Source organism: Acinetobacter lwoffii (assembly GCF_024129355.1).
GTDB classification, from domain to species: Bacteria; Pseudomonadota; Gammaproteobacteria; order Pseudomonadales; family Moraxellaceae; genus Acinetobacter; species Acinetobacter lwoffii_I.
This window is the reverse complement of the sequence record NZ_JAMXXP010000036.1, coordinates 1-20,326: the sequence shown is the minus strand read 5'-3', so window position 1 is coordinate 20,326 and position 20,326 is coordinate 1. Positions and strand designations below refer to the sequence as shown.

The following is a 20,326-nucleotide window of genomic DNA, read 5'->3' as shown; positions in this document are numbered from 1 at the left end:
CTAGCAAATTACTCAAGGAAAGATGCTTAAGCTGTCAGAAAATAAAAAATACAGCCTAAACACTGAGTAATTCACAACCAAAAAAAATAGTACTCTTGGGAGAGTAAACAATGAAAAAATTTACAAAATTAGTTTTAGCGACTTCAGTTGCATTTAGTGCCAATGCGATGGCGATGCAAGCAATGGATGATGCATCTCTAAGCGAAACAACGGGTCAAGACGGTTTGACAATTGGTATCGGCATCTCGAAAATTGCTATTGAAAAATTATTTATCCATGATAACGACGGTTTAGCGCCAAAAGGTGTTGCAAATGAGGCGGGTTTCGGAGGTACTTCTACAGCAGGTGCGATCGTAATCCGTGGTAAGACTGATACAGCACCTGATGCTGCTGCTCTTGCTGATCCGACTACTGCAACCCATGGTGTAGTAATCGGTGCCAATTATGACAATAGTGGTGCCTATTTACTTGCATCCCGTAACCTTGCTGACTTGGTGATTGATTCAGATGCTGGTGCTGGTAATCCTTTCATTAATGTTGCTGCACAAGTATCGGGTCTAGATATCAAAGTTGGCCGAATTGGTGTAACTGCATCTGGTACAGATGATCCGGATTCGATTCGTCGAGGTGGTGCCGGTGTTGTAAACGACATCATTAGTGGTTTTGACGTTAAAACGGGTGTGATAAATGCCAATATTCAACTGGGTGCTGCTCCACAAGGCGCTATGATCAAGATGAATAGTAAAATGGTAGGTGGTCTAGAAATTAAAAACCTAGGTATTTTAGATAACTCATCTAAAAATAAAGCAGTGGGGCTGGTAGGTACGACTCCAGTGACTACACGTGAAGCAGGTGAGATTTATGTTGAAAGTATCAAAATTGCAGATGCGGATTCTAATGATTTAACTATTAGCCAGAATATTTCTGTATATAACGATGCTTATGTAGGTACTACAGCTCAGTTAGGTAAAGCAGCGCATGTTCGTATTGTAAGTAATGATACTGGGGCGAAAGACCAATACATTAAAGGTATTCATTTAGGTAACCGTGAAGCAAGATCATCAATTGGTGATATGGAAGTTCAAGGTTTACAAACTTTCTACTCTCAAGCTCAGGGTAGTTATACAAAAGGCGCAATTATTACTATTTCAGGTCACTAATCTTTATTTTTAAAAAAAAGCGCGTGTTTACACGCGCTTTTTTATGACTATTTCACTTATCTAAAAAATAAAAAAAATACTGTATTTTTTTGAAAAAGCAGGTATCTTTCTAGTTACAGGGAAGTAGAGTGAATGCTCTATAAAAAGAAAAATAGGCACATCATGCCCATTATAAGAAAAGTTAATAATTATGTTAGAGATCGCGTTGGGCTCGGCATTGATGTATTACGCTGCCAAAGAAGCTCTGGATATCAAAAAACAGCCGAATGGGGCTGTTCACTATACTGAAGTTCTTGATTCAAGAAATGACTCTTTTGTGCGTATGCACCGTGAAGCTGTAGAAGTAAAACCGGCACTTCTGGATCAGTTTCAGGGCATTGTACGTCAAGCTTATGACTATAGTTGTGGTTCGGCAGCACTGACGACCCTCCTCAATGGTTATGTCGGTACGCAGCTGGATGAGCAGCAAGTCATGAGTGGGCTGATGAAATTCGGTGAAACGGATAAAATTGTTGAACGCCGTAGTTTTTCTCTGCTTGATATGAAGCGCTTTGTTTCAGCCTTAGGATTGGAAAGTGGAGGCTATCGAGGAGAGTTCAAAGATTTAGTCAATCAAGATCAGCCTGCCATTGTTCCGATTTCCTATGCAGGATTTAAGCATTTTGTAGTTTATAAAGGTTATAAAAATGGCCGGGTTTATGTTGCAGATCCGGCACTTGGTAATATCAGTTTTGAGGAACGGCGTTTTCAGGATATTTGGGAAAATAACACTTTGTTCCTGATTAATGTACCTGAGCAATATCGCAAAAATTTTCTAGCATTAAAAGAATCAGATATGCGTCATGTAGAAGATGCTACGATTAATCGCTATGCCTTGGTTGACATGCAGTATCCACAATTTTATATGGACAAAATTGCTGATAAAGCTTCTACGATCCGTATGGACCGTAATCGTAATACAGAGTCAGAACAATTTGGGGAATATCAACATAACTTCCTGAGACTGTATTACAAGAATAAATAAAACGAAAAACAGTAATAAAAATTAAAATGGTGAAATGGATATGAACAGTAAATGGATGAACAAGACGTTCTTGGCACTGAGCATTCAAATGGTAATGGGCGTTGCATTTGCTGCAGAAGAACCAGCACTAGGTGAATACGAAACAGTTGATGAAGAAGTTGTCATTGAAACTGCTGCATCTGTACCCGATCAAACTGGGCAAGTCGAAACGCAGGCTGCAGAAGAGTCAGAACTCGGTGAATATGAAGCAGTTGAAGAGGCTGTCGTCACAGCAGCACCTGTAGCGACTCAGGCTGGCCAAGTAGTAGATGCATCTCAAGCTTTACAGCAACAAGAAGGAGATGCTACTCAGGCAGCTAACCTAGAAGAAGTATTTACGTCAAATGAACGCCAATACTCTCTGATAAAACAAGGCGAAATTTCATCATATTACGATATTGATTATACCTATTATCGAGACACTCAACTCGATATAGAAATGGCTCAGGGCCAATTGTATCAACTACGTGTTCAAGAAAATGCAACACATAGTATGACTAATACTTTCACTTTCCAATATGGCGTGAAAGATAACCTGACCTTGACTGCATCCCTACCTTTAGTGGCCAAAACTGACTTGTTGAAAGATACCTCTACTGCGGGTTTAGGTGATATTAGTTTGGGCGCTCGCTGGGAACCCTTTCCCCTAAAAGCGGGTCGTCTGCCTCTGATTTTATTTGGTAATTTATCAACTAAAACTGGTGACAGCCCTTATGAAATTAATGCCGCGACAGATCTGGCAGCAGGAAAGGGCTATTATTCTGCTGGAGTAGGTGCTAGTACGCGTAAATACATTGACCCAGTCGTATTGTTTGCATCAGTTTCTGCGAACTATGGTTTTAAAGAATCGGGCCTGAATCAGCGTCGAGGTAGCCGGATTATTGAGGAGTTTGAACCTGGTGTTAGTGGAGGCTTTGCCTTTGGTTTCGCGTATTCATTTAACTATGATGTTTCGATGACCATGTCCTATCAGCAAAGCTTTAATACTGGTGCGGAATTTAACTATAACACGGGTGAAAGTTATTCTGCTGCAGATCAGACCAGTTCTACCTTTGCAATTTCCTTAGGTGTGCGAGTCTCTCCAGAAACCATTGTTAATGGTACCGTTGGCTTAGGGCTGACTGAAGATGCACCGGATGTTTCGTTGGGACTGTCATTCCCACTTGATATTTTAGGTTTTGGTAAAAAAATCAGTTAATAGGGGTGTCGTATGAAAAACATTCGACTTAGCCCGTTATTAACAGGAATTATTCTTGCGGGCTGTTCAAGTTATACCTTTGCACAATTGGGAACCAACCTTTCAGTTGATTTACGTGCACTATCCATGGGGAATGCTGTTACTGCAGATCCTCCAGGGGTCAATGCCATCCACTTTAACCCGGCTGCACTGACTAAAATTGATGGTCTGCAAACCGAACAGCAAATCATTATGGCTAATTTTGATATCCAGCGTGAGTTTTCAGTACCGGCAGGATATAACGTATTTGGCTATTCTGATGATCCTATTGTCTGTAATGACGGTCCTGAAGTTTCATCTGATTTGTGTACCGATTTTAAAGGCCCGGTCAAAGGCGATGTGGAATATGTTAGCCTTTACGTCCCTTTTCTGAAAAAAATGGTGGATTTAGGGGAAGGTCTTCCTTTGACTGCACCGACCATGGGGATTGCATACAATCCCCCTGGGTCGAAAGCCACTTATGCGACTGCTGTTTATGCTCCTCTCATGGCAGGTTTTGGTCATGAGGATGGTAATCCGGCAAACTTTATGGGACAACAGGTCGCTTTAGAGCGGATTACCTATCTGTCTCCATCCATCGGTTATGAGGTCAATGACCAACTGTCGATTGGTGCTTCTATCGGGATGTCTTATCAAGCCATCGGGATGAAAACGGACTTGCGTTTCCCGAATGAGTTGATTGGGATGTTGCGTATGATCGACGAAGTCGTGTGTACGCCTTTTAAAGAAAATTCCGACATTATTACAGATATTCTTTTGCTCGGGATCTGTAATGCTGATGAGGGGATGAACCCATTTGGCAAGTTTGGTCAAATGCAACTGGAGCTTGAGCAAAACTTAAGCCCAAGCTATAACCTGGGAATATTGTGGGAACCGCGTGAAGACTTTAGTTTTGGTATGGTGTACCAAAGTGCTGCGAAAATGCGCTTAAAAGGTAAATATCATATTGATAATGCAAAAGCTCCTCAGGAAATGATCAAAGGTTTAATGACCTCACCGACCGGCCAGATTCTGGCTGCAATTCTTGGATTTCCTACTTACATACCATCGAGTGAATCTGGTCTGGTATCGCAGGATTTTGAATATCCGGCGCATTTTCAGGCAGGTATCAAATATAAAGTGATGCCAGATTTGCAAGTGAATTTTGATATTGGCTGGACAGATTACAAGGTCTGGGACGAATTTAAATTCGAATTTGATCGTACCATTTCAGCCCTAAAAATTGCCAAAATTTTGTCTGCCAATGTTACTGACTCTACCTTGGCTTTACCGATGGGATTTGAATCGCCGTGGAACTTCGGTATCGGGATGGAGTATTCCGCTACAGATCGTTTGAAGCTTCGGGCAGGTTATGAGCCACGGACCAGTGCTATTCCGAAAAATAAGCGTAATACCATGGTACCGATCAATGGTGCGCAGTTATTTGGTTTAGGTGTAGGTTACCGATTTGATGCAGATACTGATCTGGATCTATCAATTGGTTTCTTGCGCAGCAAAGATCAGATTCCAGCAAATACCAGTAGTTTAGCCAACCAGACAGGGGTAAATAACCTGTTATTAAACCCATATGCAGGTTTAAACGTAAAAACAGATACCAAAATTACCATTTTAGGTTTGAATTATCGCACTCGTTGGTGATGGAAAAATGATCAAGACAGGGAACGTTGGATTGACAGCGGTACTGGCATTAAGTCTGGTATCCGTGTCTTTTTATACAAGCGCTAAAGAATTTATTACGATTATTGGTCCGGATGGACGACCATTAGTCGTACCCCGTAATAATGCAGAGAAAAAAACTGAGGACAAATCTCGATTGTCGAAAACAGCAGGAATTGCAGCAGTTCATTCCACACCTGTAAAGCAAGACATAGAAAAAGTGCCAGTCGTAGAAAATAAACAAGTTAAACTTAAGCAGGATCATATTATGGTTGTACAACCAGTACAACCAGTACAACCAGTACAACCAGTACAACCAGTACAACTGCATACTGCGCAAGAAAAGATTCAGTCTAAACCACAATTAAAATCTGGATCTAAAGCTCCTCAAATTTCTGATGCTGGAACTGAATCTTCTGTTGCTAACATACACAAACCGGGATTTAGCCGGGTTGAAGGTATTGAATATGTGGATAGTGAGTATCTGGAAAATAAAGAATTTAATTTGGAAGGTAAAAAACGTTTCTATAGCATGCCCGAAGGAGTAGTAGATAAAAATATCGGAACTACTCGGATCCAGACAATTGAACGTGAAAAAGGGGTGGGACAATCTGTATTAAAATCCTTGTTTCAAACGCCAGAAGTAGATTCCGGTCCTGTAGTACTGGCTCAAAGTTATTATCGTATTTCACAGCCGGAGACCATCGAGAGCTTGGGCGAGCAGTGTTTTAATGATAAGAAAATTAAAAAAGCGAAAGAAATCAGCCTTAAAAAAGCAGTTAACCTCTGGCCACGTGCGCCTCTTAAAGCAGACGAATTTGATTTTGAAGTGGTAAAGCTTCAATCCGATATCCAGAATATTCAGATTAACTCTTATGCCTCTAGCCAGAAAAATCCAACGTATTATTGGCCTTTTGTTGTATTTTTAGACAGTCGTGGCTGTGTGCTTGAAGGGGCGGGTGGTTTTAAAAATCAGGAAGGACAGGCGAATATTATTCAACATGAGCGTATCGAAGGGATTCTCCAGATTCCTGCTCAAAGTGAATATATATTATTGACGCCTTTGGCCTCAGCAATAGATGTTGAAGACAAGATGCTGATAAATCATGGACAACTAAAATTAGTCGCCATTCGATAAGGACTATTCGAGTACAAAAAGATGAAAAATAAAATATTATTTCCATTTGCTTTAACCACACTTTTAACGGCACTGAGTGGGTGTGGTGGGGAAAGTGCCAATGTCATTCCAGAAAAAAATGATGAAGCCACGACCAATGGTACTTGTACCCCAGGTACAACTAACTGTGTGGAATGGGGGCTGGAATATCCGCTCGATGGTTTGAACTTTAACTGTAGTAGCGATACAGAAAATACCTTTATTACGTTATTTGATAGTAAAAACGGGGTTGCTTCTGGAACCTGTCAAAAGACAGATAATATTGAGTTTTATATTCAAAGTTTTGCTTCGCGCAAGATTAATTTAGGTCAAATTAAACTCAGCGATTATGCTAGTTTTAGTGCCCAGACCCAGCTGCCGCGTTTAAGTGTCATCGATATTGCAACTGGGATTACTCGACGTCCGGTAGCTGATTTGGTGCCTAATGATCCTACCGTTCAGGTGGCCATGCGTCTGGTTAAAATTCTGCAAGCTTTGGCGCTAGAAGAAGGGCGTATTATTAATCCATCTGATGTACAACCTTTGTATATTACTGAAGAGATGCGTAAAGACCTGGCGAAAACCAGTGAGAATATCAATTTGATGGATGCCGATTTGGCGACCAAAATTAAAGATTTTGTTGATATCAGCACAATTTCGGAGGAGGTGGCTTTTGCCACCGTTAAAAAACTGGTGACGATTGCTAACGCAGCCGTGTATCAGCCAGAATTTTCATTATTCTCAACTTCAGGCGTAATTGGTAGTAACCTGACGGGTTCAGATGGACTGGTGGGCTGTAATCAAAGCCCTTGTGATATTAAGAATAAGAATACTAAATATTTATTTGGCCATTTTATGCTGATTACCGATCGCCAGGGCTATACCTTTGGCAGCGGCTTACAATGGCGTGATAATGAGTTAACTCTGGCTAAAGAAAATTTATCTTCCTTAGGGGGGATTAATGCTCAACTCATCCGTAAGGTGAAACCGGTACAAATGACCGCTGATCCGCAAAGTTCATGGATTCATCCAACCAGTAAAACCATTAACACGCCTTACCGCTTGAATATTGCAAATAATGCGACTCCGCTTGAGTTGTATCAAGGCAGATTATTGAATGATTATGTGATCGCCGGTAAAGAAGCTTTCTATAAGATGGTGACTGACAAAAAATCGCTGGATACTTCCGATCAAGCCAACTTGGGGTTGTGGCGTTTGCAGGCCGATGGTGAAAACTATACGGGAAGCGTTGATCTATATAAGATTTTCCCAATTAGTTATCTGGATCGTCAGGTCTTTAAAACAGCGCAGAACGTCGCGGATGGGGAGAAATACATTTTCCCAATGTATGCCAATCTGGAATTTAAATTTACAGATACCACTGTCAGCCCAATTACTTTAGGAATCGTCATTGACAGTAATGGTGATGTACGCACTAATATGCAATCTTCCAGCAATTTAGCAACTGATCCGGTAGCAGGCTGTAAGGGTGATGTATTGGCAGATACGCTCTTAGATCATCAAAGCATACAACAATATCGCCTCGGGACTTTGGGACGTGCATTTGTGGCTGATAAAGCGGTTTCCATGCGCCTGATTTTGGCCAATGAAAAGTTTGGTAATATCAATGGCGCATTGGTAGGGGTAGACTCACGTATCCAGTCTTCACCAGATTCTAGGGATTCGATTGTGATCGGTGGTGCGCTGCTTAATTTGTCTAATGTGTTGGATACTAATGTTGGCCAGAATGGGCGTGTAACTTTCCTGAATTCGGCAGGGGATGGGGTACAATGGGCCAATACCTATGCGAGTTTTCAAAAAGTTTATAATAATAACAATGAGGGTGAAACACTGGCAGATATTAGCCTGGCAAAATTAAACGGTGGTTCAGTTGAGTTTAAGCTCGCGGATTGCTATCAAGTCAAAGCCAAATAATATTCTTTAAAAATAAAAAATCCCATCTTGGTATGGGTTTTTTTTATGGATGTTAAATTTAACCGGTATGGTCTAGACGCGTGCCTAAGGTTTCCAGATGCATTGGAAAAATATTATTTTTACGGTCTTCAAAATAATGTCTGAGAGTATGTTCTACACTCGGGAAGGCAAGTTCGGTCCAGGGAATATCTGCTTCATCAAATAAACGTGTTTCGATGGTCTCTTCACCCGCACCAAATTTTCCATCAATCAGATTGGCTTTAAATAGCACATAAATCTGACCAATACGCGGAATGTTATACATACAGTACAACTGTTCAATATCTACTTCAGCTTCGGCTTCTTCACGGGTTTCCCGTGCAGCCCCTTGCTCCATGGTTTCAAACAGTTCCATATAGCCGGCAGGTAAAGTCCATAAGCCGTAGCGCGGTTCAATGGCACGACGGCAGAGCAGTACTTTGTTTTCGAATAAGACTAAAGCGCCACAAATCACTTTCGGATTAATGTAATGAATAGAGCCGCATGAATCACATACGCTGCGAATTTGCTGATCGCCCAAAGGAATTTTAGCAGTGGTTTTATGTCCACAATTCACACAGAAGTTCATATTCATCATCAATGATAAAAGTAAGCTCAGGATAACTGAAAAAGCAAAATTTGGCATCATTTCTCTCCCGCCCCGACTAAAATCAGCTATGATGAAATTATGATCATCGTCAGGGCTGAGAGAATGGATGCATGTGAATTGACACAAAGGTTGCAGCAACGCTTACGTTTTTCCAAGCGTATCCGATCTGCGCATGCTGCCGTGTTGATTGCAATTACAGATGAAGCTGACCCGAAAGTATTGCTGACGCGCCGTTCAGCTTATTTGAATAATCATGCCGGAGAAGTCTCATTTCCGGGTGGCAAGCGCGATCCGCAAGATACCAGTAATATTGTGGTGGCTTTAAGAGAAGCCTATGAGGAAACGGCTCTCAATCCTTTTGATGTACATTTAATGGGTGATTTACCCATGCAAAAAGCCCGCAATGGCATGCTGGTCAAACCGATTGTGGGACTGATTCCTCCGCAAGTGAAGCTGATTCCACAACCGACGGAAATTGACCGGATTTTCTTTGCTTCATTGCAGCATTTGCTTGAAGTGACACCTACGCCTTATGAAGTTCGCTTTGCCCAGCAATCTTTATATTTTCCGAGTATGCGGGTAGAAAATGAAGTGGTTTGGGGCTTGACTGCACGTATGCTGATTTCTTTATTTCAATATGGGCTGGATTATAAAAAAGACTGGCCATTCTTGCTTAATTCTCCAACGTTTAAACGCTCCAATTTTTTTTAACCATTGAACAGGATTTTATCAATGTTGTACAAATTTCAGGGATATATACCTACCGCTACACATCAGCCATGGGATGGCTGGGTGGCACCAACCGCAACGGTGATTGGACAAGTTGAACTTGGACGACAAGTCAGTGTCTGGTTTGGGGCTGTAGTACGTGCAGATAACAGTAAAATTAAATTGGGTGACTTTAGTAATGTGCAGGAAAATGCAGTGTTGCATACGGATGCAGGCATTGAGATGCACATTGGTGATTATGTGACAATCGGCCATCAGGCCATGCTGCATGGTTGTACCATTGGCGATAACAGCCTGATCGGGATTCAAGCAGTCATTCTAAACAATGCCGTGATTGGGAAGAATTGTATTATTGGTGCCAATGCCTTGATTCCGGAAGGCAAGATCATTCCAGACAATTCCGTGGTGATGGGCTCACCCGGTAAAGTGGTGAAAACGCTGGATGATGACAGTATTCAAAAATTAACAATGAGCGCCATGCATTATGCCGAGCATTTTCAGAAATTTCAGGATTTGGAAGAAGTGCAACTCTAAGGCACTCTTTTAATGAGTGAATCATAAGCCTAGATTTTCTAGGCATTTTTGTATCTGTTTCGGGAAAATCTCGCGTAGCGGATATGAGTGGAGTATCATATCCGCGTTTTTTATATTCTCTGAATTAAGGTTGTGCATGAAAGTGCTGGCATTGGAGACTGCCAATGAGCAGTGTTCCGTTTCTGTAATCGATGATACTCAAGAACTATTTTTTCAGCTTGATGCGCGCGCCAAGGCACAAACGCAAACGATTCTCCCGATGATTGAACAAGGTCTGCAAGATCTTGGGCTGGCCATTGCTGATTTGACCGCGATTGCCTTTAGTCGTGGTCCGGGTTCTTTTAGCGGTGTGCGTATTAATGCTGCCGTGACTCAGGCCTTGGCTTGGTCAAATGATGTGCCGGTAATTCCGGTGTCGACTTTGCAGGCTTTGGCACAAGCAGCCTACCGCTTGCACGGTCTGACTGAAGTGTCTGCGGTATTGGATGCGCGCATGAGCGAAGTCTATATCGCGAGCTATCAAGTGGATGCACAAGGAATTATGCAACCGGTTGATGATGAGCAACTGTTAAGTTATGCAGAAGGCAGCCAAGCTGTACGCTTTACCCCGGTCGGCTCAGGCGCTGAACTGGTACAAAGCGAAACTTCAATTTATAAAGATGTGCATGCGACCGCACAGGATATCGCCAGCATTGCACGTGCAGCGGCACAAGCAGAAAACTGGGTCAGTGCAGAATTGGCATTACCCGTATATTTACGCGATAACGCGTGGAAAAAAATTCCAGAACAAGGCAAAGCATAATTAATTAGGATAAAGCATGGATCTTTTACTGCTACTCAAAGCGGCCATCATGGGTATTATCGAAGGCATTACCGAGTTTTTGCCTATTTCCAGTACCGGTCATTTGATTTTGGCATCAGAATTAATGAATTTCTGGACCAAGGAAAAGAGTGATGTATTTGTCATCGCGATCCAGATGGGGGCAATTGCTGCCGTTATTTATGAATATTGGGCACGTCTTTGGGGTGCAGCGACCGGGATTGTCAGCGGTGAACCGCAAGGTCGCCGTTTAGGCATTGGCCTGATTCTGGCTTCTATTCCGATTATATTGATTGGTCTGACTTTGGGACAAACCGTCAAACAATTACTGTTTAATGATATTGCTATTGCCATTGGTTTGATTGTCGGTGGTTTGATCATTATCTGGATTGAAAAGAATCCACCACAAGTCCGTGTGCATGAAGTTGAAGAACTCAGCATTAGAGATGCGATCTGGATTGGCCTGATTCAGGTTTTATCCTTGATACCGGGAACTTCCCGTTCAGGCGCAACCATTATCGGTGCAATGTTCCTAGGTGTGTCCCGTAAGGCAGCGACTGAATTCTCATTTTTCTTGGGTATTCCGGTCATTATCGGTGCTGGCCTGCTAGACCTTTATCAAAGCTATGATGTCTTAAATACGACTGAAGACTGGACCGTGATCGGGGTTGGGCTTCTGGTTTCCTTTATCTCGGCATTGATATTAATCCGTGCGCTGGTCGCTTACGTGGCCAAACGCGACTTTATGATCTTTGCCTGGTATCGTATTGCTTCGGGTCTGCTGATTTTATTATTTGCCTATACAGGTTGGAAATTATGGTAAGCGCGATTCGCTTATATGCCGAATCTGACGATCAAGAGAAAGCACAGCACTTTGAGGCTGTGCTTTCTTCTCGTGGGGTGCAGGTTGAGATTGAAACTGTTGAAAAACTCAATGCACGTTTTTTCCGTTTAAATCCTGAACTGGCACTCTGTGTCGATGCTGACGGACTCTGGTTATGTGCCAATGGCATGAAGATGCAACCGGACTGGCAAGCGGAAACCGGGCGTTTAAAACGTGCATCTTTAAAGTCAGAAATGATTGCACGCGCCTGTAATTTAAGTGAAAAACCAAGCTTAGTCGATGCGACTGCGGGTCTGGGACATGACAGTCTGTTGATGGCACATTTAGGTGCGCAAGTCACCCTGGTTGAACGGCATCCGATTCTGTTCACCTTGCTTGAAGATAGCCATACACGTGCCCAGTCGGATGCATTCCTGAGTCAGGTCGTGTCGCGGATTAATTTGGTCTTTTCTGATTCAGCCGATTATTTAAAACAGCAGGCCGAGCAGCAGATTGTTGATGTGGTTTATCTTGATCCAATGTTTCCGCAGCGGGATCAAAATCAGCAGGCAGTCAAAAAGCAGGCACAGGTCAAAAAACAGATGCAGCTGTTGCATATGTTATTACCTGAAGATGGTGAAATGGATCTGGGCGATAACCTTTTAGAACTGGCGCAGAAAATTGGCAAACGTGTTGTGGTCAAACGTCCGCGTCTGGCGGTATTTTTAGCCGGAAAAGAGCCAAATCATCAATGGCAAGGCGATGCTTGTCGCTTTGATGCGTATTTTCGGCATGAACTTGTAGCTGAATAGGATAATGGCTTCTTTATTAAGCAAAGATTTGTTATATATTTAAAATTAGCATTGATTAAATGCTTATCAAGCATAAACTTATTCAGCACATTAGCGAGCCACTCATCTCCTTGAAATCCTATGATCGACTTTAAACCCTCCATTAATTTTTGGCACGATTTTAAGAGCAACCAAATTGCCGGGATGTGGTTATTTCTGGGGTCGAGGCGTTCTTTACAACTGGTCCGTCCATCCATCATGCAACTGGTGTTCTGGGGGATCTTGGGTGGCTGCGCCAACAGTTTGTTTAGCTGGCTCAGTTCAGGCCGTATGGGAGATTTTAACTCTCAAGGTCTGATCAGTTATGCGCTTTGGCCTTTCATTGCCCTGATTGTCGGTATTTTTCTGTCACAGCGGGTCAATAATCCACGCTTGATGCTGGTGCCAGCCTTGTTGTGGCTGGTATTAGATACCCATATCATGCTGTTCCAGTGTCTGATCCAGTATCTGGGTGATCTGGATTATCTGCCTTATATCCTCTACGACTATATTCCAACGCTCTTTGTCATACTGTTTGTCTGGCAAAGTCTGGCAGTCGTCTGGGTCATCTCGCGTGAATTAAAATGGCCGTGGTGGGAACGTGCGCTGATTATGCTGGCGACCCTGTTTACCTTGGTGGTCTGGCAGATTTCAGTTAAAGATCAGCCCATCTGGAAAGTTGAAGAAATTCCACCGAGTTTTGCCGAAGATGCTTTCTATGCCCAGCCAACTCTGCTGAACAAAGCGCTGGAAAATATCGAATACGGTGAATTCGCACAGTCGCACTGGTATTTCATGGGGGTGGCCGGAGCGAGCTATCAGGATGTATTCCATTCTGAAGTCGAGCGGATTAAAGAACAGTTTGATACCCGTTTTGGTACTTTTGGCCGATCGATTGCCTTGGTCAATCACCCAGCGACACGTACCACCATGCCGATTGCTTCCAAAACCAGTATGGAGCTGGCATTGCGCCGTATGGGGCAGCAGATGAACCGTGAAAGTGATGTGCTGTTTTTATATATGACCTCTCACGGTTTGCCGAATGTGTTCGAAATGGAAAATGCACCGCTGGATCTGGCGCAGGTCGATCCAAAATGGTTGCGTGAAACACTGGATGCCTCCGGAATCCGCTGGCGCGTGATCGTAATCTCGGCATGTTTTTCAGGCAGTTTTGCTTCAGCCTTACAGAATGACAATACTTTGGTGATTACGGCTTCAGCAGCCGACCGTCAGTCTTTTGGCTGTTCGAATGAAGCGGATTATACCTATTTTGGTCGTGCGTTCTTTGATGAAGCCATGCGTGAAAATAGCAGCTTGCAAAGCGCTTTCGCACAGGCCACAGATACTGTAGCAAAATGGGAATCGGCTCAAGGCTTTGAGCCATCAGAACCGCAATGGGTCATCGGCAAGAATATGGAATTGATGTTGCCACAACTGGAGCAACGTTTATTTCCCCAGAACAGTACGGCAACAGCATCTCCCTAGATCAATGTCATCCACAGACCGGTTGCAATAATAAGGAATAGCCATGGAACTTATACAGAACAATAGAAGCTTTGAAGGTGAACAGCGCATTTATCGTTTTGATTCGCGCTATCTTAAATCCCCGACCAAGTTTGGCATTTTTCTGCCGCCTCAAGCTTTAGAAGGCCACAGCTGTCCTGCATTATTCTATCTGGCAGGTTTGACCTGTACTGAAGAAACCTTTGCCATCAAGGCACATGCACAGCGTCTGGCGGCACAGCTTGGCTTGATCCTGATTACACCAGATACTTCGCCGCGTGGCGAAGGTGTGGCAGAAGGCGACAACTGGGATATCGGTCAGGGTGCGGGTTTTTATATCAATGCTACCCAGGCACCATGGGCTGAACACTATCAGATGGAAAGCTTTATTGTCGATGAGCTTTACGCACTGGTCACTGAGGAATTCGTGATCCATCCCGGCAAGATCGGCATCTTTGGCCACTCTATGGGCGGTCATGGCGCATTGACTCTGGCATTTAAATATCCAGAAAAATTCAAATCTGTTTCAGCCTTTGCACCGATTTGTGCCCCGAGCCAGTGTCCTTGGGGCGACAAAGCATTCTCGAATTATCTGGGTACTGAGAAAGAGGCATGGCTCGAACATGATGCAACCGCTTTGGTTCAGGAAAAGGGCGCCTTATTTAGCGATATCCTGATTGATCAGGGTTTTTCGGATCAGTTCTATAGTCAGCTTAATCCAGCCTTGTTTCAGCAAGCTTGTGATGCCGTCAACCAGCCGCTAACTTTGCGTGAACATCAGGGCTATGATCATGGTTATTACTTTATTCAAAGTTTCGTAGATGACCATTTGCAATTCCATGCCGTGCAGTTAAATCCTTAAAGCAAGACTGCACACATCTAGCAGTACTAAAAAGATTAAAAAACCTCCAAAATGTTTTTACATTTTGGGGTTTTTTCTTTTAATATCAGGTGTATAAAAGTATAAAAAATTGGGGTCGTCATGCAGCAGACAGCAGACGGTATTCGTGTCAGTGAGCCATTATTTCCAGCTGCTTCAAGTTTTTCGACTGAAGCCACGCCTTCAGTCCGCCCCAAATATCAGCGTTATGGATTCAGATTTCATGGCAGTGCATCCGAATATTTTGGTATCTGGATGGTGAATCTGATGTTAACCATTATTACGCTTACTTTGTATAGCCCTTGGGCAAAGGCACGCCGTATGCGTTATTTCTACGGTAATACCCAATTGTTAAAACATCGCTTTGACTTCATTGCCATGCCGAGCCGGATCCTGCTGGGTCGTCTGTTTGCACTGGAGCTGTATCTGGTTACCGTTGTACTGACCAACTATTCAATCCTTGCCACCAGTTCTTTATTAATGGTCGCTGCGCTGTGTTTGCCCTGGCTCATTCGGATGACGCTGAAATTCAAGGCCCGAAATAGCAAATATGGCAATGTGCGTTTTTATTTTAATGGCAGCAACCGTGAGGCTTATAGGGTCTTATTTCTGGCCATCCTGATCAATATCTTTACTTTGCTGCTGTTTAGTCCGGTGATGATCTGGCTCTATAAACGCTATTGCTTTAATCATTTATCGATTGGTCAGCTGCAATTCAAGCTGAATATTAACTGGTCCAAGTTTATGTCTGCTATTTATCTGCCCTTGGGTCTTTGCCTGCTGGTTGGTATTGGCTGGCTTGCAGCAGTTGTATATTGGGTAAACGGGATTGGCACCAACTTGTTTAGTCTGGGTTTACTGCTGAGTTATCTGCTTTGTCTGGCGCTAGTCTGGCCGGTCATTTCTGCACGTTTATACTTCATTACCTGGAATCATGTGGAGCTCGGTCAAAGTTACTTTAAAACACGGATCACGACATGGCGTTATAGCTGGATTGTGCTGAGCAACTGGATGGTACGTGTTCTTAGTCTGGGCTTAATGACGCCTTGGACCGCCATACGTTTATATGAGTATCAGTTGAGCCATCTGGAAATCTATGTAGCAGACGACGAAACTGACCTGAAGCATATCTTGCAACCTGATCCGATTGCTTTGGCCGATGAAATCCTGGACGTATTTGATTTCGATGCGTCGCTATAGGAGTAAATGTGATGAAACGACCTGTTGAAGTTAAGTTTTATGATGGAATTCTCGCTGAAGCCAGCCGTGCCTGGATTGTGCCGGATCAGCAACAAGGAATTGCCTTGAAACTTGATGAGGATGTTCCAGCACAAGTTAGCGATGCAGATTTTTATTTTGCTTATCCGGACATGGCCTACATTGGTGGTGTCGGTGGTCGTAAACCGATTATTGAGTTGCCTGAAGAGCGTCGGATTGAGTTTTTAAGCAAAGCGCCGCATTGGCTCGGGATTAAACATAAAGATATTTATCATGCGATCTGGAAGTTTGAACGTTCACCAATCCTGATTTTCTTTTCCATGATCATCGTGATTAGTGTAGTAATTGTTATTTTAAAATGGGGGATTCCTTATAGCGCCAAACAACTGGCAAAACTTCTTCCGGAGCAGATTCTGGTTGAAGTAGGCAACCGGACAGAGCAGCAATTAATTGCCCAGACCCAGCCAAGTACACTTCGGCAGAACAGCAGACACGATTAAAAACTTTGTATGAACAAAAGATTGCCGTTGGACCACCGGCAAAGATTATTTTCCGTCAAGGCGGATCAAGCATGGGCATGAATGCCGCAGCCATCCCGAATAACACCATTATTGTGACTGATGAACTGGTGAAAATCAGCGGTACCGATGAAGAAGTCCTTGCAGTACTGGCCCATGAACAAGGCCATCTGGTACAGAAGCACAGCATGCAAAAAGTGATTTCCAATCTGGGGGCGGCGGGACTGTTTGCCTTGGTAACTGGAGATTTAAGTGATGTGGTCACCGCATCTGTAGTGGTCCTGACCGATGCCGGATATTCGCAGGCGATTGAACTGGATGCCGATGACTATGCCATGCAGCATTTGCATCAACAGCAGATTTCCAGTATTCACTTGTCTAATTTTTTGCAGCGGGTGGAAAATGCCAGAATACTGGCAGAGGAATTGCAAACCTTAAAAATGAAAAATTTCACCCTCAATATCGATGGAAAAGACCGACACCTGACAGAAACCGAACTGAAATGGATTCGCCTGATCGGGAAGTTTAAAAAATATCTGGAATCACATCCCGAACTGGATAAAAGAATTCAGCGTATTCATACCTTTAATGATCAGGCGGATCATCGTATTTAGTTTCTGATCATTGCTATGCCTTGATCATCAAGGCATTTTAGTCCCTATCTTTGCCAGTCGGCAGTCAGATGTTCCTGTCCCATACGGATCAGATGATCCAGCACGACATTTTCGAGTTTATTCAGGTCAGTAAATTCATCTGTGCTTTGAATCGTTACGGTAAGATGATCTGCCTCTGGGATCAGGTTCACTTCCGCACTTGGAAAATGAATCAGGAAATTTTGTTCGGTTTCATCAATATTAAATTTATGTTTCCAGTGATTGGCCAGGCGTTTGGCAATTCGTGAAGCTTGTTGCGTCTGGATATGGGCAATACTTTTCATCAGTCTTCTACACTATTCATCATTATCCTGCACTTTAAACCAGGCGGTGATGTCGGCATAAGCCTCAAAGCGTTACACAGCGTTTTAATCTTGCAACATCGAATCACAGTAGCCGGAGCGGATTTGATATAATGGGAAAAATCCAATTTCAACAAGCCAGGTTCTCCCATGTCCAAGCCTTATTTAATTGCCCCTTCTATTTTATCTGCTGACTTTGCCCGTTTAGGTGAAGAAGTCGAGAACGTGTTGGAAGCAGGTGCAGACGTTGTCCATTTTGATGTCATGGATAACCATTATGTGCCGAACCTGACTTTTGGTGCGGGTGTTTGCAAGGCCTTGAAAAATTATGGGATCAAGGCACCGATTGATGTGCATTTGATGGTCAAGCCGGTGGATCGCATGATCGGGGATTTCCTTGAAGCGGGTGCCGATATCATTACTTTCCATCCGGAAGCTTCTGATCATATTGACCGTTCTTTACAGTTGATTAAATCAGGTGGTGCCAAAGCGGGCTTGGTATTTAACCCAGCAACGCCACTGCATTATCTGGATTATGTACTGGATAAAGTCGATCAAATTTTGCTCATGAGCGTGAACCCGGGTTTTGGCGGACAGAAATTTATTCCAATGACTTTGGATAAATTGCGTCAGGCACGCAAACTGATTGATGCTTCAGGTCGTGATATTCGTCTGGAAGTTGATGGCGGTGTTACGCCAAGCAATATTCGTGAAATTGCCGAAGCGGGTGCCGATATGTTTGTGGCGGGTTCAGCTATTTTTAGCAAGCCGGATTATAAAGCTGTGATTGATGAAATGCGTGCGGAATTAGCGAGAGTGGGACAGGTTCAATTGTAATCGTTAAAAACTCATAAGTGCATAAATATGTGGATAACTTTATGGATAAGTGTGTAGATATCTATGTTGATAACCATATGGATATGTTGCATAAAATGTAATCGTTTGTAGCCTGATTGATTGCGATTTAGACAAAATCTGTATAAAAAGAACTCAAATTGGGTTCTTTTTTATTGCTTATAACCCTTGTGTTTGGTGGTTGTTTATTCACCATAGGTTGATAATGGAACCAGGCAAAAAGTGATCAATGTGTCGTATATTTGTGTTTCATTATGTAATTTCTCCAGACAAAGTTTAAATTTAATTGATGTGTATAACTTAATATTCTGAGTCCATTCTCATGTAATTGTTGTGAATGAATTGCCCGATTATTAGAACTATTTCTGACTTGGCATTTTCAAGATCTACCATAACCAGAGTAACCATGAATGTCGTGAGGATTTGAGTAAGGCAAAGTTAAGTTGTATCTCGATAAGTCATGTTTTGTAACACTGACCACATTGTTGGCACGCGAATTAATAAAATTTCTATATCTAGATATTGAGGAGGAACGACCTCCCTTGTGAATTACGTATCGGAATTTACAGGAAAAATCGTCAGGACGGCCTGATTCTTATATAAAAGGAGGAGGCTGCATGGCCTGGATCGTACTTATTCTTGCGGGTATTTTTGAAATCGTTTGGGCATATTCGATGAAGCTGTCTGAAGGATTTACCAGACTTACCCCAAGTATTATTACCATTGTCTTCATGGTACTGAGTTTTGCTTTACTGGCTTATGCGATGCGTACTTTGCCGCTAGGTACAGCCTATACGATCTGGACCGGGATTGGTGCAGTGGGTTCATTTCTCATCGGTATTTGGGTTTTGGGTGAACCCGCTACAGCGTTGCGTATGCTGGCTGCCGTACTCATCATTTCCGGTCTGGTGCTGATGAAAGTATCCTCTTCATAATTTGTTTCTGCTTGTCTCGGTGAACTGGGTTAATATAGAAAATGAACTCCAGCGATTGGGACAGGGCGCCATCATGAACTTAAGTTATCTCTATATGGATTCTCCCGTAGGTCAGCTGCAACTGGTCGCGAATGAAACCGCACTGGTAGCTGTGCTTTGGGACTGTGAACAGCCGAATCGGGTGAAAATGGCGACCTTGGTTGAAGATCCGCAGCATCCGGTATTGATTGAAACCAGACATCAGCTCCAAGAATATTTTGCTGGTCAGCGCAATGTTTTTGACCTGCCTTTGGACTTTGCAGGTACTGATTTTCAGAAAAAGGTTTGGCAGGCGCTACTGAATATTCCCTACGGACAGACCCGAAGCTATCGCGACATTGCTGAACAGGTGGGTAATATGAAGGCAGTACGTGCCGTGGGTGCAGCCAATGGCAAAAACCCGATTTCGATTATTGCACCCTGTCATCGGGTGATTGGTCGCAGTGGCAAGCTGGTAGGATTTGCCGGTGGTTTGGATAAAAAAGAAATCCTGTTAAATATTGAGCGGACGCATTCATAAATCTCTTTTATAAATCAAAAAATGATCGTTCTATTCATTTTAAAATGAATATTAAAAGTTCCTTCTCCCTCTGGGATAAGAAGCACTGCTTAGCAAGGAGATGAGGGGGTAAAAACCTCTCCCTCGCCCTCTCCTACAAGGAGAGGGTATTTCCTTTGTAGTAATTATAAAAAATGATTTATGAAAGAACTTTAATATCTAAAAATTTAAAACAAATGAAAAATTAGAATATGGATGTTCTGCTAGGGCGTGTCCTCATTTGAAAAATTGGTTTTAAATACTTAAAATCCTCCTTTAAGCTCTTTTGATTTCTATATTTTTTCAATGGCACG

21 protein-coding genes are annotated in these 20,326 nt (G+C 42.9%); 19 read left to right on the top strand and 2 right to left on the bottom strand.

The features are described 5' to 3' along the window. Positions 1-110 precede the first annotated feature (110 nt). The 6 genes from filA (at position 111) to filF (ending at position 8,207) form a co-directional block, all read left to right on the top strand. Positions 111-1,160, top strand: coding sequence for a putative pilus system protein FilA (gene filA, locus NI468_RS13715; protein WP_253102316.1), 1,050 nt, complete (start codon positions 111-113; stop codon positions 1,158-1,160). Positions 1,161-1,350: 190 nt separating this feature from the next. Continuing rightward, positions 1,351-2,184, top strand: coding sequence for a putative pilus system C39 family peptidase FilB (filB, locus tag NI468_RS13710; protein ID WP_004730731.1), 834 nt, complete (start codon positions 1,351-1,353; stop codon positions 2,182-2,184). A gap of 34 nt (positions 2,185-2,218) precedes the next feature. Further along, positions 2,219-3,421 (top strand): putative pilus system protein FilC, encoded by a 1,203-nt coding sequence (gene filC, locus NI468_RS13705; protein WP_253102314.1) that lies wholly within the window; start codon positions 2,219-2,221, stop codon positions 3,419-3,421. 12 nt (positions 3,422-3,433) lie between these two features. Continuing rightward, a complete protein-coding gene (filD, locus tag NI468_RS13700) occupies positions 3,434-5,098 on the top strand; it encodes a putative pilus system OmpP1/FadL family transporter FilD (RefSeq protein ID WP_004730727.1) in 1,665 nt (554 codons plus the stop codon). 7 nt (positions 5,099-5,105) lie between these two features. After that, positions 5,106-6,254: a putative pilus assembly protein FilE gene (filE, locus tag NI468_RS13695; protein WP_216986569.1), complete on the top strand. Its 1,149-nt coding sequence runs from the start codon at positions 5,106-5,108 to the stop codon at positions 6,252-6,254. Positions 6,255-6,275: 21 nt separating this feature from the next. Next, complete coding sequence (gene filF / locus NI468_RS13690) at positions 6,276-8,207, top strand: putative pilus system protein FilF (RefSeq protein ID WP_004730724.1); 1,932 nt, start codon at positions 6,276-6,278, stop codon at positions 8,205-8,207. 58 nt (positions 8,208-8,265) lie between these two features. On the opposite strand, the gene NI468_RS13685 is transcribed toward filF, so the two are convergent. Continuing rightward, entirely contained in the window at positions 8,266-8,814 is a 549-nt protein-coding gene (locus tag NI468_RS13685) for an NUDIX hydrolase (RefSeq protein ID WP_161785319.1), read from the bottom strand. 123 nt (positions 8,815-8,937) lie between these two features. Here NI468_RS13685 and NI468_RS13680 point away from each other — a divergent pair, with 123 nt between their 5' ends. The 10 genes from NI468_RS13680 to NI468_RS13635 all read left to right on the top strand — a co-directional run bounded on the left by NI468_RS13680 (position 8,938) and on the right by NI468_RS13635 (position 17,304). After that, positions 8,938-9,546 (top strand): NUDIX hydrolase, encoded by a 609-nt coding sequence (locus NI468_RS13680; protein ID WP_004730721.1) that lies wholly within the window; start codon positions 8,938-8,940, stop codon positions 9,544-9,546. Between the two features lie 24 nt (positions 9,547-9,570). Next, positions 9,571-10,098: a gamma carbonic anhydrase family protein gene (locus NI468_RS13675; RefSeq protein ID WP_171064261.1), complete on the top strand. Its 528-nt coding sequence runs from the start codon at positions 9,571-9,573 to the stop codon at positions 10,096-10,098. A gap of 136 nt (positions 10,099-10,234) precedes the next feature. Beyond that, on the top strand, positions 10,235-10,900 hold the full coding sequence (tsaB, locus tag NI468_RS13670) for a tRNA (adenosine(37)-N6)-threonylcarbamoyltransferase complex dimerization subunit type 1 TsaB (protein ID WP_004730716.1): 666 nt from the start codon (positions 10,235-10,237) through the stop codon (positions 10,898-10,900). A 16-nt stretch (positions 10,901-10,916) separates the two neighbouring features. Then, complete coding sequence (locus NI468_RS13665) at positions 10,917-11,741, top strand: undecaprenyl-diphosphate phosphatase (RefSeq protein ID WP_004279167.1); 825 nt, start codon at positions 10,917-10,919, stop codon at positions 11,739-11,741. Further along, positions 11,735-12,553 carry a class I SAM-dependent methyltransferase gene (locus NI468_RS13660; RefSeq protein ID WP_276534304.1) on the top strand — a complete coding sequence of 273 codons (819 nt, stop codon included), beginning with the start codon at positions 11,735-11,737 and terminating at the stop codon, positions 12,551-12,553. Before NI468_RS13665 ends, NI468_RS13660 begins: the two co-directional genes overlap by 7 nt. A 120-nt stretch (positions 12,554-12,673) precedes the next feature. Beyond that, positions 12,674-14,056 (top strand): C13 family peptidase, encoded by a 1,383-nt coding sequence (locus tag NI468_RS13655; protein WP_004730713.1) that lies wholly within the window; start codon positions 12,674-12,676, stop codon positions 14,054-14,056. Positions 14,057-14,099: 43 nt separating this feature from the next. Beyond that, positions 14,100-14,936 (top strand): S-formylglutathione hydrolase, encoded by an 837-nt coding sequence (gene fghA / locus NI468_RS13650; protein ID WP_004730710.1) that lies wholly within the window; start codon positions 14,100-14,102, stop codon positions 14,934-14,936. A gap of 120 nt (positions 14,937-15,056) precedes the next feature. Beyond that, complete coding sequence (locus NI468_RS13645) at positions 15,057-16,154, top strand: YjgN family protein (protein WP_004730707.1); 1,098 nt, start codon at positions 15,057-15,059, stop codon at positions 16,152-16,154. An 11-nt stretch (positions 16,155-16,165) separates the two neighbouring features. Next, the gene (locus NI468_RS13640; protein ID WP_253102313.1) at positions 16,166-16,672 is read left to right on the top strand and encodes a hypothetical protein; all 507 of its coding nucleotides are present in this window, start codon (positions 16,166-16,168) and stop codon (positions 16,670-16,672) included. 5 nt (positions 16,673-16,677) lie between these two features. Beyond that, on the top strand, positions 16,678-17,304 hold the full coding sequence (locus NI468_RS13635; protein WP_228129703.1) for a M48 family metallopeptidase: 627 nt from the start codon (positions 16,678-16,680) through the stop codon (positions 17,302-17,304). Between the two features lie 44 nt (positions 17,305-17,348). On the opposite strand, the gene NI468_RS13630 is transcribed toward NI468_RS13635, so the two are convergent. Then, a complete protein-coding gene (locus tag NI468_RS13630) occupies positions 17,349-17,627 on the bottom strand; it encodes a DUF2218 domain-containing protein (protein WP_004730701.1) in 279 nt (92 codons plus the stop codon). A gap of 168 nt (positions 17,628-17,795) precedes the next feature. On the opposite strand from NI468_RS13630, the gene rpe reads away from it, so the two are divergent. The 3 genes from rpe (at position 17,796) to NI468_RS13615 (ending at position 19,994) form a co-directional block, all read left to right on the top strand. Further along, a complete protein-coding gene (gene rpe / locus NI468_RS13625; protein WP_004730699.1) occupies positions 17,796-18,482 on the top strand; it encodes a ribulose-phosphate 3-epimerase in 687 nt (228 codons plus the stop codon). Positions 18,483-19,117: 635 nt separating this feature from the next. Continuing rightward, a complete protein-coding gene (locus tag NI468_RS13620; protein WP_004279177.1) occupies positions 19,118-19,435 on the top strand; it encodes a DMT family transporter in 318 nt (105 codons plus the stop codon). A 73-nt stretch (positions 19,436-19,508) separates the two neighbouring features. After that, positions 19,509-19,994, top strand: coding sequence for a methylated-DNA--[protein]-cysteine S-methyltransferase (locus tag NI468_RS13615; RefSeq protein ID WP_216986570.1), 486 nt, complete (start codon positions 19,509-19,511; stop codon positions 19,992-19,994). Positions 19,995-20,326: the final 332 nt, after the last annotated feature.